General features: G+C 35.5%; 15 protein-coding genes and 1 pseudogene. 6 read left to right on the forward strand and 10 right to left on the reverse strand.

Translation table 11 applies throughout. From position 1 onward, the window contains the following. Positions 1-42: 42 nt before the first annotated feature. Positions 43-426, reverse strand: coding sequence for a DUF2946 family protein (locus tag KVY11_RS00710; protein WP_058952316.1), 384 nt, complete (start codon positions 424-426; stop codon positions 43-45). A gap of 460 nt (positions 427-886) precedes the next feature. On the opposite strand from KVY11_RS00710, the gene KVY11_RS00715 reads away from it, so the two are divergent. The 4 genes from KVY11_RS00715 (at position 887) to KVY11_RS00730 (ending at position 4,342) form a co-directional block, all read left to right on the forward strand. After that, positions 887-1,354, forward strand: a complete 468-nt coding sequence (locus KVY11_RS00715) for a DUF2946 domain-containing protein (protein WP_058952317.1) — start codon at positions 887-889, stop codon at positions 1,352-1,354. A gap of 152 nt (positions 1,355-1,506) precedes the next feature. Further along, positions 1,507-2,940, forward strand: a complete 1,434-nt coding sequence (locus KVY11_RS00720; RefSeq protein WP_218287681.1) for a cytochrome ubiquinol oxidase subunit I — start codon at positions 1,507-1,509, stop codon at positions 2,938-2,940. Then, positions 2,937-3,941 (forward strand): cytochrome d ubiquinol oxidase subunit II, encoded by a 1,005-nt coding sequence (cydB, locus tag KVY11_RS00725; protein WP_218287683.1) that lies wholly within the window; start codon positions 2,937-2,939, stop codon positions 3,939-3,941. Before KVY11_RS00720 ends, cydB begins: the two co-directional genes overlap by 4 nt. A 143-nt stretch (positions 3,942-4,084) precedes the next feature. Beyond that, positions 4,085-4,342: a DNA-binding transcriptional regulator gene (locus tag KVY11_RS00730; protein ID WP_218287691.1), complete on the forward strand. Its 258-nt coding sequence runs from the start codon at positions 4,085-4,087 to the stop codon at positions 4,340-4,342. A gap of 85 nt (positions 4,343-4,427) precedes the next feature. Here KVY11_RS00730 and KVY11_RS00735 read toward each other — a convergent pair whose 3' ends face one another. The 5 genes and pseudogenes from KVY11_RS00735 to KVY11_RS00755 form a co-directional block, all read right to left on the reverse strand. Continuing rightward, positions 4,428-5,252, reverse strand: a complete 825-nt coding sequence (locus tag KVY11_RS00735) for an SDR family oxidoreductase (protein ID WP_218287692.1) — start codon at positions 5,250-5,252, stop codon at positions 4,428-4,430. Positions 5,253-5,288: 36 nt separating this feature from the next. Continuing rightward, a complete protein-coding gene (locus KVY11_RS00740) occupies positions 5,289-6,167 on the reverse strand; it encodes a TauD/TfdA family dioxygenase (RefSeq protein WP_218287693.1) in 879 nt (292 codons plus the stop codon). A gap of 96 nt (positions 6,168-6,263) precedes the next feature. Then, entirely contained in the window at positions 6,264-7,766 is a 1,503-nt protein-coding gene (locus tag KVY11_RS00745) for an AMP-binding protein (protein WP_218287694.1), read from the reverse strand. Next, on the reverse strand, positions 7,763-8,524 hold the full coding sequence (locus KVY11_RS00750) for a thermostable hemolysin (RefSeq protein ID WP_234303688.1): 762 nt from the start codon (positions 8,522-8,524) through the stop codon (positions 7,763-7,765). Before KVY11_RS00750 ends, KVY11_RS00745 begins: the two co-directional genes overlap by 4 nt. Before the next feature lie 240 nt (positions 8,525-8,764). Continuing rightward, positions 8,765-9,411: pseudogene (locus KVY11_RS00755) on the reverse strand (transposase). A gap of 1,041 nt (positions 9,412-10,452) precedes the next feature. Between KVY11_RS00755 and KVY11_RS00760 the strand changes: the two are divergent. After that, a complete protein-coding gene (locus tag KVY11_RS00760; protein ID WP_218287698.1) occupies positions 10,453-10,902 on the forward strand; it encodes a BLUF domain-containing protein in 450 nt (149 codons plus the stop codon). Positions 10,903-10,941: 39 nt separating this feature from the next. Then, the gene (locus KVY11_RS00765; RefSeq protein WP_218287699.1) at positions 10,942-11,409 is read left to right on the forward strand and encodes a BLUF domain-containing protein; all 468 of its coding nucleotides are present in this window, start codon (positions 10,942-10,944) and stop codon (positions 11,407-11,409) included. Between the two features lie 38 nt (positions 11,410-11,447). Here the strand turns inward: KVY11_RS00765 and KVY11_RS00770 are convergent, their stop codons facing one another. From KVY11_RS00770 to KVY11_RS00785, 4 genes are all read right to left on the reverse strand, one after another. Next, entirely contained in the window at positions 11,448-11,936 is a 489-nt protein-coding gene (locus KVY11_RS00770) for a pyridoxamine 5'-phosphate oxidase family protein (RefSeq protein ID WP_218287700.1), read from the reverse strand. 648 nt (positions 11,937-12,584) lie between these two features. Next, positions 12,585-12,890 (reverse strand): hypothetical protein, encoded by a 306-nt coding sequence (locus KVY11_RS00775; protein WP_010326913.1) that lies wholly within the window; start codon positions 12,888-12,890, stop codon positions 12,585-12,587. A 387-nt stretch (positions 12,891-13,277) separates the two neighbouring features. Continuing rightward, a complete protein-coding gene (locus KVY11_RS00780; RefSeq protein WP_218287702.1) occupies positions 13,278-13,592 on the reverse strand; it encodes a type II toxin-antitoxin system Phd/YefM family antitoxin in 315 nt (104 codons plus the stop codon). 177 nt (positions 13,593-13,769) lie between these two features. Beyond that, on the reverse strand, positions 13,770-14,345 hold the full coding sequence (locus KVY11_RS00785) for a DUF6088 family protein (RefSeq protein WP_218287703.1): 576 nt from the start codon (positions 14,343-14,345) through the stop codon (positions 13,770-13,772). Positions 14,346-14,358 lie beyond the last annotated feature (13 nt).

A 14,358-nucleotide genomic window follows, 5' to 3' on the forward strand; every position in this document is an offset into this window, starting at 1 on the left:
GGAACACTTCATCCATGTTCCATTTACATAAGAGGTTGGAATCTAAGCAAATAAAGGAGGTGCACGCCCCTGAGGAGTTAAAAAAAGCCGCTGGAGTACAAAATAGACATGTTTAAACGCTTTCTGAAACGACATTAAACGAATTTGAATACGATCTAAAATAGGGTTTAGATCAATCTCTAAATTTGCGACCAAATGACCATATGCAGTACAGAACATACATTGATGATCTAACTGATGATGATGTGCGGTTTTTGCGGTTTCTAATTTAATAGCATCAACATCGTGATGGTGTGATACATGCTGATGCTGTAGTTCTTGATTTTGTATCTGAGCTTTTAAATCGGAAATAGTTACGCATACCAGTGAGAATTGAAATTTCTCTGGTAGTAAAGGTTGCATAAAAACGGTTATTTGCAACAACATCGCAGCTATCGCAAGGACAAATGCAGCTCTCAATTCAATAGATAAATTGTAAAATCATAATTTACAATACCATTATTATTTTAAGATATCTAATGAGTAAAACTGATGAAATAATTCAATTTAAAAAAATCGAAAATCTTAAAGCACAAAGATTTAGATAATAATCGAATGTGTAATAAATACCCCTACAATGTAGGGAAAATACTCTCATCTACTTTACTTTATAAATTTTAATCATTATTTTTTAAAAGCAAAATTAATCATGCATGATTTTAATCTGAAACAATTCAGATTAAAATCAACTACTTAAATTAAAATAATCTATTTTTAAAATACTTTAAGTAGACAAAATTAAATAAAAATATAAGACTTTCAATTTAATACAATGTACTTTTAATAAATATATATTCTGCTACAATCCATTTTCCTTACTTGGATAATTGAGACCATCTAAGTGATCATGGTTTTAGGAAGATTGCTAGCACTCTCTGCAATCTTGTTACAGATTGCTGTTTTTCTACAGCCTTTACTTCCAGAGAAATATCAAATTTCTCCTGTCTGTGAAACTATTGTCCATGCACTTCAATTAGATACTTCTCACCATGAGCATAGCTCACATCATTCTACGCATAATCACTCTCATCAAGAGTTGGGTTTAGCTAATCATGATATTGAAAAGCTTAATCATGCAAATCTTGAACAAAAAACTTCATCTAGCCATCATCACGATGCAAATCATCAATGTCAGTACTGTGTAGTTTACGCACATGTCGTTCCACTACCAGACATGGGTGTTAAAGAAGTAGTCGTGAGAATTCAAGTTCGGTTATTAGCTTTTAAAGAAGCTTTCTTTCATATCTTTTTTCTTTTAAAACAATTATTTCTGATCCCTCAAGGTCGAGCACCTCCTGTCTCTTTTGCTGTCTAAATTTATTGGCAATTCCTTATTGTTTTAAAATTTAATTAGTTGAAGAGACTAATCGCTATGTTTTTACTTTTAAAAAATGCACGTATCTGTGTAGGCACACTCATATCAGAGCTTATGCAATCTAGAGCACGCTTCGGATGTGGAGAGTTGCTATGACCTTAGGCTTTACGGCACTTGAGTTAGCACGTATTCAGTTTGCATTCACGGTGTCATTTCATATTATTTTCCCTGCGATTTCTATTGGACTGGCAAGTTTTCTTGCTGTTTTGGAATGGCGATGGCTTAGAACAAACGAGTCTATTTATCATGATTTATTCAAATTCTGGGTGAAAGTATTTGCATTATCATTCGGCATGGGTGTCGTTTCTGGTGTCGTGATGAGCTATCAGTTTGGTACAAACTGGAGTGAGTTTTCTCGATTTGCAGGAGGAATAACAGGCCCATTACTGAGCTACGAAGTTCTAAGTGCTTTCTTCTTAGAGGCTGGATTTTTAGGCATCATGCTTTTTGGATGGGGTCGAGTCGGCAAAAAAGCACACTTTTTTGCCACATTGATGGTCGCCATCGGTACATGTATTTCAATGTTCTGGATTTTGTCTTCAAACAGTTGGATGCAGACACCTCAAGGCTTCACCATTGAAAATGGAATTGTAGTACCTCAAGATTGGTTTGCTATTGTTTTTAACCCGTCCTTTATCTATCGCTTATTCCATATGGCACTTGCAGCCTTTTTAGTGGCAGCTCTACTTGTTGCTGCTACTGCTGCTTGGCACTTACTCAAAGGCCGTAGAGATGCATTAGTCAAAACATCATTTTCTATGGCACTTTGGTTAATCCTCATTTTAGCTCCCCTCCAAATTTTTATAGGTGATGCCCATGGTTTAAATACCCTAAAACATCAACCAGCCAAACTTGCTGCTATGGAAGGCCATTGGGAAACGAACCATGATCATGGGATGCCCTTATATTTATTTGGTATTCCTGATATGCAAGAAGAACGCACGGAATATGCGATTGCAATTCCACATTTAGGAAGCCTAATTCTGACCCACTCCATGAATGGGACGGTGAAAGGATTAAAAGACTTTGCGCCTGAAGATCGCCCAAATTCAACAATAGTATTTTGGAGTTTCCGTATCATGGTTGGGCTGGGTATGCTTATGCTCTTCCTTGCAGTCACTGCCCTATGGCTCAGAAAAAAAGGCAGCCTCTATGAGAGTAAGTGGTTTCATCGCTTTGCAATCCTGATGGGCCCTTCTGGCTTCATCGCCTTACTCGCAGGTTGGTTCACCACAGAAGTAGGACGTCAGCCATGGATTATCTATGGCGTTATGAGGACTAAAGATGCCCTTTCTCCTGTTTCGGCGGAACAAGTTGGATTAACTCTGATTATTTTTGTGATCGTGTATTTCATTGTCTTTGGTGTGGGCATTTATTACATGCTCAAACTCATGCATAAAGGACCTGAGTTTTTACATAACGCACCAGAAGAAATTGGAGGCGTTGGCCATTTCAAAACACCAATGCGACCTCTGAGTGCCATTGATGAAAAAATTGATGATCAGGATCAAGGAGCATCTTCATGATTGATTTATCTTTAATCTGGATTGTCATTATTGCAGTTGGTGTTTTTATTTACGTTGTACTTGATGGCTTTGATTTAGGTATCGGGATTTTATTCCCCTTTATTAAAAATCAGCAGGAACGTGATGTCATGATGAACACCGTTGCCCCCGTTTGGGATGGTAATGAGACATGGATGGTTTTAGGTGGTGCTGGTCTTTTTGCGGCTTTCCCTATTGTCTATTCAGCGGTTCTGTCAGCCCTATATTTACCTATCATTTTGATGGTAATAGCTTTGATTTTTAGAGGCGTGGCTTTTGAGTTTCGTTTCAAAGCCAATCGAACAAAGTACATTTGGGATAATGCATTTATTTGGGGCTCTATTGTTGCCAGTTTCTTACAAGGGGTAATCTTAGGCGCTTATATTCAGGGTATTGATATTGTTGATAATCGTTACGCTGGTGGTGGCTTTGACTGGTTAACACCTTTTTCATTATTTACAGGTTTGGGAGTTGTAGTCGTTTATGCAGCATTGGGATGTGGTTGGCTCATCATGAAGACTGATGAGGTACTACAAAAGCATATGTATAAATTAATGCCCAAGCTTTTGATTGGCTTATTGGTTATTTTTATTGCTGTCAGCATCTATACGCCAATTGCACATCCACAAATTGCTGAGCGCTGGTTTAATCCCACTCAATTGATTTATTTTAGCCCAGTCCCTTTACTTGTTCTAGTTTGTACCGTTTTAGCGGTGCGCTCATGTATTAAACAAAATGAAGCTATGCCCTTTTTATATACCTTAGGACTCGTATTTCTGGCGTACTCAGGATTCTGTATCAGTATTTTTCCTTACATTATACCGCCCTCAATTACCATTTGGGATGCTGCTGCACCTGCCAATAGCCAGCTTTTCGCACTGATTGGGGCACTGATCTTGATTCCAATCATACTGGTCTATACCGCCCTTTCATACTGGGTATTCAGAGATAAAGTTCGTGTTGGGGATGAAGGTTATCATTAAAGGAATTTCTAATGAAATTATCTAAATTTCAATGGTTCATCTTGTTATGGCTAGTCGGTTTCTTAAGTTTATTGGTCATTGCTATGAGCTTTAGATTCTTACTTCAACTTGCTTATTAGGTCCTTAGAAAGAAGAGGGTATTTATGCATCTACTTCAACAGCACCATGTGAATTTTAATCATGATTTCCCATATATCGTTAATTTAACATTAGCTCAGGAAATCATTAAGGCACGTAAAAAAATGAATATCTCTCAACAACAGTTAGCATCTAAACTTGGCATATCTCCAAGAACCCTAGAAAGTTGGGAAAGAGGTGTTCGGCATCCTTCAAGCTCGGCACAGGCTTTAATCAAATTGTTTATTAAGTCACCACAATTTGTATTGGATAATCTTAACTGAATAAAAAGACCATGCTTTAGCATGGTCTTTTTCTAATAGGTTTATTATTTATTTTTCATAACTATTAATGTACATGATTTAAATCTCATAAAAATCTAGTTATTTCTGGATCATTTAAATCTGCATAGTTCTTTATTATATCTATATTTTTATTAATAGCTTTGGATACCACTGTAGGTAAAATTTGATTCACTTTCACAAATATTTTTTCAGGATATCCAACTTGATAGTAAAGCTTATCGTTTTGTAAAAATTGATAAAGCTCTTCTGCAACAAACTCAGGATTATCCATTTTCACACCCAGTTTAGCATTCATTTCTACGACAACAGGACTATTCATTGCTGTATCCGTTGCCCGCGGAGAAAAATATTTAAACAGAATTGCTGAGTTTGAATATTCTCGCGCTAAAGCTTCTGTGGCGCCACGTAAAGCAAACTTGCTTGCACAATAACTCACATAACCCGGATAACCAATACTGCCAAAGGTTGAACCCATATTGATAATCTGACTAGGCTCCTGCTTTGACATTAACGGGATTATTTTCTGAATCATTTCTAGTGGGTAAACCACATTAACCATCATCATTTGTTCGATCGCTTCAGCGGACTGTTGGCTAAATAATGAAAAATCATTAATTCCAGCATTATTAATATAGTAATTAATTGTCACATTTTGCTGCGCCAAAGTTTGGATGAATTTCTGTCGACTTGTAGCATCACTCAAATCACAGCAAAGACTACTTAATTTTATTTGAGGAAATTGATCCTTCAGTCGATTGTGCATATCCTGTAAGGCTTCAATATTACGCGCAACTAAAATAACATTCACATTATGGACACACAGATTTTCGACGATCGCCTTACCAATACCGCCCGTTGCTCCGACAATTACCGCTGTTAAATTTGACATAGATATTCTCACTGTAAATTGCTGAATCAATGAAGATTAAAATGCATCATTCAGGCCTAGCCCCATACTGATGTATAATTTTCGGAGTTCTAACGGCACTAAAATCTCACGTCGACCATGCATAAAACGTTTATTGTCGATAATGACAACATCGCCATCTTGCCAGTTAATTTCCTGTGTATGTTGCTCACAAAGTTCTGAAAGTTCTGAAATCAGATTTTCACTGATAGCTTGACCATCTGCAAAACTGAACTTGGGCTTTTCATAGTTATATGATGGCCCCAATAATGTATTAGCAAATGCTGGGACACCTTTTAAGTTATCTTGACGAATCATAGGCATTTGCAAGTGATATTCCACTCCACCTTCATTCGCTAGACTAATAGCTTGTCCAGGTATTGCTTTAATAAACTTGTTCAAGTCCTCCCATGTGACTGTTTCCGCATTCTCAATATTGAAGGCACTCGCTACATATTTCTGCCAAATCTGTTTCGGTAGATATCGACTAATTGTCATCGGAGCAGCAAACTGTTGTTTTAAACGATCTGACAAGCTTTTCCACACAGCATGCCCATCACAAACTGTTGTTTGTGATCCCAAAGTAGCACTTGTTTGGCTAAAAAAAGCAATAATATCTGGTGGTAAGGGTGTCGTTCCATTTTCAATATGCAAGCCAACAGCTTGTGTGCCGGCATCTACTTTCTGTGATTGTTTAGTGATATTTTCACGTGCAGGATCATAAGTTAGTTTTTTGCACAATTTGGACATCAAGTGGCTGAAACGCTGAACATCATAATGCTCTCCTCTTAAAAGTATCCAACCTTGTTCACGTAAAGTATTTTTGATCACTGCATGGTTTGTATGATGATTTCTATGGCTATGATCTAGCTCAAAAATTTTTTGTTTTATACTCATTTTCTCTACTCACTAATATTGAAGTGGTATTTCATGTTCGTCAGAATCGATTATTCTTCGATTCACAAATCTCTATCTATGGATTGGGAAAAACCATCACAAATAGCGTTTAAACTGTTTCTGGATTTCATTTCGTCGAAGTTTTCCGTTGTCTGTAAGCATCTGATTACTTAACGAGAAAGGCTCTTTCGATCTACACCATTGCTTAATCTGCGCATAATCAGGCATGCGAGTGTTCGCTTTATGAATGGCATGTTCCAACATACTGTCACTGACGTCTTCTTTGGCGTAAATAACTGCAGACAGATAAGGTTGTGCTTCTCCAAAGATAGCGATTTGATTGATTTCAGGTTCCGTTGAGCCATTTGACTCCACCCACTCTGGTGAAATATTTCGACCAAAACTACTGACAATAATTTGTTTGATTCGACCAGTAATAAATAGAAAGCCCTCATCATCAAAAAAGCCTGCATCCCCTGTATGAATCAATGGATCTATAGAGGCATCGTTTAAATACCCCTGCATAGCATTGCCTCGAACCACGACCTCACCCTGATCAGAAATTTTGACTTTCACATGAGGCAATGGTTTTCCTACGCTACCAATTTTTCTAGCATTCGGCAGATTAAGACTAACGACGGAAGCACATTCTGAAAGTCCATATCCCTCATATACAGGTAGGTGTAATTGTTCTGACTGCATCAGCAAATCCGATGAAACCTTGCCACCACCTACAGCAATAAACTTAAGACTTTTAAAAACCGTAGCTCCAAATTGATGAATGTACTCCACCATTGCCTTTAACATCTGCGGCAGTAAAATCACACTTTCAATTTGGTAGCTCTGCACCGCATGAGCAAATCTATCTACCTTAAACTCATTGTTTGAGACTAAGCCGAACGTGCTAACATTACCAACCACAACTGAACGCCCCATATTGAATGCTACGTAAATTCCTGCAATGTTTTCCAATAATGTTGCAAATGGAATTAGACACAGGTGGCGCCCTAAGTGGCTTGAAGCTAAAGCATGGCTCAATGACTCAGTAATAGATTGAATAGTATCCTCACCCAAGCAAACTCCTTTCGGAGTGCCTGTACTACCTGAGGTATACGTGATTTTAGATGGTACTGCATGATCAAATTGCGCAGAAGGTTCCACTTTCAAACTGACAAACCGGCCTGAAGCATTTTTCGCCTGTAAATCGTGATGAATCCGTTTTTGAGCATACAATGTCTCAAGCCAGTCAAACTCCATCATTTCAACTTCAAGTGCTTCAATCTTGTTAGATCCAATAAAAATGGTATCAACAGCGCTATCCTGAATGAGATGCAAAATTTGATTGGGACTAAAGAATAATGGGATTGGAATGACTGTAATTTGTGCTTTTTTCGCTGCCAAATCGATATAAATCCAATCAATACTATTCATCCCCCAAATGGCAAGTTTTTGACTATTTAGTGTTAAAAGCTCTTGGTAGAGTTGATCTACAACGTCATCTAGCTCTTTATACGTAACTATAGTTGAATCTGTAATGATGGCTTCCAAATTTGGAGTGCACACTGCATGGTGATGGATTGTGTCAAAAAGTGTTTTCATAGCAAGAACCCACCTGTTTTTATTATTTTTCCAACATTAAAGTCATAATTTTTTTGCGTCACAGATAGGGATTCGGCTACATTGATCGCAAGCACCAATGGTTTTTGTTCATAATAATTTCCCCATTGCTTTTTCGCCTCACCGAGCACATCTGGATTAGCTTTTTCCAAAACATGGAAATGCAAGCCCATTTGCTGCAACACATACCTCACCGCTATGGTGCCAGTACAAACAGCCCACTCAGCACCATCCAAGCTTAAATAGAAAACAAGGAAAGCTACAATCATTTTAGCGTATTCCATATTTTCTGATGCCAGATTTCCGATCTCAACAATCTTTGATCTCGATACATGTTGTTGAGTTATATTTTGCAAACTTCGTTCAATTGGCTGTTCTAAATATTGTTCTAAAAAAGCTTTATGTGTCTTGAGATGTTCTATGCCAATAGCAACCTGCATCTGATCCTCAGATGTACCTAGGAACAAGGTTGAAGAAAAATGCGTTAAGGTTGCATTATGTTTTTCTCTATATTTTAAGCTAATGTATTCTTCGATCTCTTTTCGTTCAAAGTAATCTACTACCCCAGCCTCATGAACACTTAGCTGTGTTTTCTTTTGAAATGACGAAATATTATATAAATTTGGCAGATTTAGCGTCTGCGCATTTTTTAAGTGTTGCGTATTTTTCTGACATAATGAATGATAGTCATAATCATTTAATTTAGTTAAAGGCTGTTGCTCAAAGATGAATATAGTCATAATCATCTCCCATAAATAGATTAAATAAAAAATAAGTTTTGAACCTTAAAAAATCCTTAATCCATTTAATTTTATTTGTAAATAACATAAATTTATAAAAAAATACCTTTAAATAACAAATAGTTAAAATTATACATTTTATTAATATGACTATCATAAATAAAATAGGAATATAATTAAAAATTATTATCATTAATCGGCTTTGTTGCATAAAGATTTAAAAGTTAAATTTACCCTGTTCTACTCAAATTCAAGTGATAACTCGGTGAGAGGTCGACCTAACTCCGTAAATTTATTTAATACTGCCACACGTGCATGCATTTCATTGACTTGGTTTTGAAAGTTTCTCGCACTGAGTTTATCCCCCAATAATTTGACGCAATGCATCTTGGTTTCGACCAAACTTCGGCGATAATAGCCTGACCATTTTTTCCATAGTGGCCTGCCGAAACGTTTAACTGTTCGAAGTAATTCATTTCGCTCTTGCGAAGTACTGACATTATTCGTTGCAAGCTGAACTGCTCGTAATTGCAGGGTTTTAGCATCTATACCGATATGCAGTTTACGCCATTGGCGACGATATTCAGGTTGATGTTTCTTACGTTTCCATTCACCTTCACCTAAAAACTTCAAGCCCGTGGAATCGACGAGTAGATGCAATCCGTTACAACTCTTTTTATAGCAAATTTGAATATCAATATGCTTTTGTCTTCTGCAAATGGTTGAATAATCCGGAGTTGTCCAATTTCGACCATTTTGACTTTGGGTTTAGCAAACCATTGAGTTTTGGGGTCAAATCAAATTGAGATATTTCCTCCATTTATCAGAGCGCGCTTGTAGGATGACCAATTGGTTGTACGATAAATTTTAGGTGTAGGATTATTCATTTACAGATTATATTACGGGATAAGGATTTATCGATAGGTTGGTGCAACAAAGCCGTTTAGAATAAAAATTAGATTAAATTTGAAAAATAAGAAGCCACATAAAAGTGGCTTTTGTATTGATATTAATATCTAACTATTTTGTGTTTCTTTAAGAAACATATGCTCAATATTTTCATTTTTAAGTTTTGGCATTATCATTTTAACAATAATTAGAACGCTGCATGATAATAACAACATCCCTATGACTTCAAATGAATTAGTAAAGACAAAAAGAGAACTATAAAAAGCACCTATACTAACTAAGCTTAAGATATAGGTCTTAAAATAAAGTGTGGCAAACAAACCATATAGAAGTGCTGAGAAAATTAAATTGAAGTTTTTATTCATTCCAAATTTATTAAATATTACGATTAATAAAGAAATCACAAATATGGAAGAAATTATAACAAAAGTATTTTTTATGAATAACATTACATTTCCTCGTCTAATAAGTAATTAACTAAAACTATCTCCCTCCTTAGTAATCCCACTAAGGAGGGAGAAGTCTACCCCAACACAACATCCTAATATGCTCATTAATCTTATAACTAATTATTTTTCAATTAAGAGTTCGCAGATTAACTCTTAAATTTATATTCAGTTTTATTAATAATGAACACTGCTGTGTATGTAGGCAGTATAGATATTCTGAAATATGACACTATAATCCATAGCCTACATGGTTGTGAGAAATAGCTTACAATTGTATACAATTCAACCAGTAAGATTTCCTATTTATTATACTTTCTTATTTAATATCATTAATTTAAATTTAACATATGGTAAAACACACTTCATTCTTTAACAATTCGCTAAAACAGGAGTAAAAAAACTTTACATTTAAAGATTTTTCGTTAATTTTCAAAAATATTCGCATAGAACTATATAACTCTGTATCGTAATAGTTCAATACTCTTCATTTTATGAATGGGATTAAATTCCTTAATAAAATTAATGGTTTGCACCACAGATTATCTAATCACTATATGCGGAAACCAACTAATGGAATTTGTAAGAGTTTTATATGCGAGTAAGTCTACAAGCACTCATCCAGGGCTAAAAAATGATTTAATGCAAATCATTAATTCTGCTGTAGATTTTAACTCACGTAATCATATTACTGGTGCCTTGTACTATGGGCATGGCTACTTTGTTCAATGTCTAGAGGGGCGCAGTACTAAAGTTGATGATCTTTTTTACAATAAAATTTTAAAAGATCCTCGGCACCAAAACTGTGAAATTCTCTTTTATGAAAAAGTTGATGTCGGTTTGTTCAAGAATTGGACTATGAAATTTGCACCGATCAATAAAAGATTAGGAGATTTTTTCATAGAAAATCATCTAGATGAATTCAACCCATATCTTTTATCTAGTGAAACTATTCCTCCCTTCATCGAGCTTTTAGCTGGAGAGTATGAGGTAGAACCTTATCACTTTGAAGCAGATGAATAGGGCCCTTACTCGTAATCTAAATTACGTTAGGGGTAGTTTATGAAAATTCGACTGTGCTATGCGAGTACCCGAAATGAATCATCTACTGATCTTATTGAAGACTTAAACAGTATCCTAAGCGTGGCTCGCGACTTCAATGAAAAAAATACAATATTTGGTGTGCTTTATTACGCCAATAACCATTTTTTTCAATGTCTTGAGGGTGATAAGGCGATAGTTCTAGAATTATTTGATAGAATTAAATTAGACCTGAGACATTACAATATTATTGAGTTTGAAGTTGTTGATATCGATCAAGCTATCTTTAAAAACTGGTCAATGAAATACGTTCAAAAGGGTTCTAAAATTGAATTATTTTTCAATAATTTGGGACTAGAAGTATTTACTCCTTCTGCTCTAAATGAAGACAATTTAATTATTTTATTAAATGAGCTTGCCAGTGAGAAACAAACCCGCATTCGTCGTAAGGTGGGTTTGAATCAAAGGGGTGTTACTTCTTACTTATAAAAAAAGACGAACTAAGGTTCGTCTTTTTTATTTATATTTTAAAGCTTAATCGTATGGCTTGTACCGAGCTGCTCAGTTTCACCTGATATGGATGCTTTTGCTAATTTGAATAGAGTTACAAGCTTACCTGCCCCTTTCCAATACTGAGCACCATTACAAATTACTCGAATCAATTGAATATCAGGGTCTGCTTTACCTTGTTCGAAGAACGCTTCATAAGCAGATGACCATAGCTGATCTAGAACTTGAGGATCATTAACGGCTTCAGCTATACCATTCACGGATAGATAGTCATTATTCGAGATATTGCTGTAGCCAAGGTTGACCTGAGGATGATTTTGAATATTTTTAACCAGTTCAGATTTTTTTGAACCGATAAACCAGACAATCCCATTAAAATCAGTATTTTGTGTGGTCATAGGAACTGAGTGTAAGTGCCCTTCTTCAGTTGTGAAAGTCACCATCACAAAACGAATATCTTTAACTATTTTATTAATCTCTACATGATCTTTTGTTAAGTATTCCACTTTTATAATTCCTATAAAAAAACTGAATTATTACTATGGATCAATAAAAAATATTAAATAGTTTTCTTCTGTTAAATTATTGTTGTTAAATGCGATTAAAATTTAAATAATGTAAAAAAAACTAAGAATATCGAATTTTGTTATTTTTTATATCGATAACTTTAAATTTCCTATTTTTAACTAAGAGTATTTGATTGAGTTGAGCGTGATCTAACTCAGACCAAAGTTCGATATAGAAAAAAACAGATGTTTCGGAGTAAATCCACAACCACTGTTCTGTTTCTATTCTTTTAACAGGATCATAAATAGAGTCTTTAACTTTCATAAGATTATGTAAATTAAAGTTCTCATCTTGAAGAGTAATTTCATATGTACCCATATTTACCTTTAAGATATTAAAATGCTCGACATGTTAATTTTAATTTAATTAAAATTTTAAACTTGCATATTTTTGTAAAAAATGGCTAATTATTTTATTTTAATATTAAATATGATCTTGATTAATTTCAAAAAAAGCCCCTTTAAGGGGCTTTTTACCAATTAGTGCTCATCTATCAATCTTTAAAACACAGATGTCTGACATGCATAATCCCGTAATAGCCTGATGACCCTACAAGTGTTGGAGAGTCAGATCAATAGCTCCGATTTTTATTTTTGTTCATGTTCTTTGTAGTACTGATGTGCTCTCTTAGAATTATGTTTCCAACTTTTAGCAACTTTATAAACGCAAGTCGGAAAATCATCCCAAACTTGAGGTAAGCCTGTACCACGTGCTACACGAATTTTAAGCGAATAGCTTTTGTATTCAATACGATGCAAAAAATAAAAGCTACGCTCTTGCTGAGTACTAAATTTCTTAAATATAGCACTTCTGACATTAGGGTAAACCTTCCAAAGATAATCGTGTCGAGTACTTTGTATTGATTGCTTGTATTGATGTTTTAGTTTTTTCATTGTTCCTCCTAGGTAACATTATCTAGAAGGGATCCTCTGCGAAATAGTACATCGTCTTTAAACCTGTGAATTTAAAATTAGTATTTAAAAATATCACCAAGTAGTATGAAATAAGCTACTGCAAGGTAGTATAACTAAAATCAATGTATACAATATGTGGTCTTGTTTATTGGACTCAGGAAAAATAGGAGGAATTCAAAACATTCTTAGTATTAAATCCTGAAGCAAGAGATGTAAAGCCTAATGCAGGTGGCAGTCCAAGAATAGACCATAAAAGTACAACTGTTAAATTAGTTTTAACAATTTCAATTGTATGACACTCTTTCCCTTCAAGGGCATCTGAATCGAATCTTACGAAAATCCCATAAATATCACCAACAGCCCTGCTTATTGCCCTTCTGCTTCTTCAAACACACCTTTTTTGTTCAAAAGCATAGGTCTGATCGGCTGATCTGTTAACTGAGCAATATCCAACAGATCACAAACCATCTGTTGTCCTAGCTGTTCACGTCGAGCAGCTTCAACGATTTCCTGCATGTTTTGAAATTCTTCAAAGCTTAGAACAACAGCTTCGGGCGTATTGTTCGTGCAAACAAAAACAGGTTTATGGCTATCTTTGACAACTTGAACAATTTTACTCCAAGATTTGCGAACATCCGTCGTAGAAACAGTCGCACCATCAATAAAAGTTAATCCCTTCATATCTAAGACCTCATACTATATGGTAAGAATTGCATCATATTTGCCCTATAATTTGACCATATTTCAAGCATGCAATATCAATTTAACTATGTAATTTAATTCTTGATCGGCTACTTGGAACAAGAATGACAGGTAGGGTGCAAATAGGAATAGTTCGTAGGCTTACACAGGAATAGGCTATTTCGGCAAATCCGCTGAAAGTAACTTTTCATACTCCTCAAGTGACAACTGATCTTTGATCGCTTTGATGATCTTATCATCCACAACATTTGGTCCTAAATAATACAGCGCTGAGATCGCCATACCGACCTTTTGCAAAGGGTATTGAAGCAGTCGTTGATCATCTGTGTGATTCAGCACCACATCTACACCCGCCAGTTTGAATCGTCTTGAACGGCCATTTGTATGCAAGACATGATATAGCGGGACTTGAGTACTTAGCCCTAAACGATTGGCACAATAGCCACCATCATATTGAAATATCTCGCCTGTTAATCGGGTCATCGCAGCCAATACTTCAAAGATATCAGGCGGCAATGCTCTCGGCGGATTAAAAAGATTTGAGAATTTAACTTTATAGTAAATATTAGGGATAACCTGACTGACCTCCCCTTGATCCAGATAGGGAGATAAAAAGCTTAAAAGCTGCTTCTTAGAAAGAGCAACACTAAACTCTTGAATAGAAAACACGGAACCCGCTGCTAAGTTTTTCAATTCAGCTTCTACTAAAAGTCTTTTAATATTGTCATCCATAGGCGCAATCCAT

It is taken from the genome of Acinetobacter sp. CWB-G5, assembly GCF_019209785.1.
In the GTDB taxonomy this organism is placed as follows: Bacteria; Pseudomonadota; Gammaproteobacteria; order Pseudomonadales; family Moraxellaceae; genus Acinetobacter; species Acinetobacter johnsonii.

Excerpts from the sequence above, each read along its gene's own strand:
- KVY11_RS00710 (WP_058952316.1), bottom strand. The coding sequence starts at position 426 with ATGTTGTTGCAAATAACCGTTTTTATGCAACCTTTACTACCAGAGAAA.
- KVY11_RS00715 (WP_058952317.1), top strand. The coding sequence starts at position 887 with ATGGTTTTAGGAAGATTGCTAGCACTCTCTGCAATCTTGTTACAGATT.
- KVY11_RS00720 (WP_218287681.1), top strand. The coding sequence starts at position 1,507 with ATGACCTTAGGCTTTACGGCACTTGAGTTAGCACGTATTCAGTTTGCA.
- cydB (WP_218287683.1), top strand. The coding sequence starts at position 2,937 with ATGATTGATTTATCTTTAATCTGGATTGTCATTATTGCAGTTGGTGTT.
- KVY11_RS00730 (WP_218287691.1), top strand. The coding sequence starts at position 4,085 with ATGCATCTACTTCAACAGCACCATGTGAATTTTAATCATGATTTCCCA.
- KVY11_RS00735 (WP_218287692.1), bottom strand. The coding sequence starts at position 5,252 with ATGTCAAATTTAACAGCGGTAATTGTCGGAGCAACGGGCGGTATTGGT.
- KVY11_RS00740 (WP_218287693.1), bottom strand. The coding sequence starts at position 6,167 with ATGAGTATAAAACAAAAAATTTTTGAGCTAGATCATAGCCATAGAAAT.
- KVY11_RS00745 (WP_218287694.1), bottom strand. The coding sequence starts at position 7,766 with ATGAAAACACTTTTTGACACAATCCATCACCATGCAGTGTGCACTCCA.
- KVY11_RS00750 (WP_234303688.1), bottom strand. The coding sequence starts at position 8,524 with ATGACTATATTCATCTTTGAGCAACAGCCTTTAACTAAATTAAATGAT.
- KVY11_RS00760 (WP_218287698.1), top strand. The coding sequence starts at position 10,453 with ATGGAATTTGTAAGAGTTTTATATGCGAGTAAGTCTACAAGCACTCAT.
- KVY11_RS00765 (WP_218287699.1), top strand. The coding sequence starts at position 10,942 with ATGAAAATTCGACTGTGCTATGCGAGTACCCGAAATGAATCATCTACT.
- KVY11_RS00775 (WP_010326913.1), bottom strand. The coding sequence starts at position 12,890 with ATGAAAAAACTAAAACATCAATACAAGCAATCAATACAAAGTACTCGA.
- KVY11_RS00780 (WP_218287702.1), bottom strand. The coding sequence starts at position 13,592 with ATGAAGGGATTAACTTTTATTGATGGTGCGACTGTTTCTACGACGGAT.
- KVY11_RS00785 (WP_218287703.1), bottom strand. The coding sequence starts at position 14,345 with ATGGATGACAATATTAAAAGACTTTTAGTAGAAGCTGAATTGAAAAAC.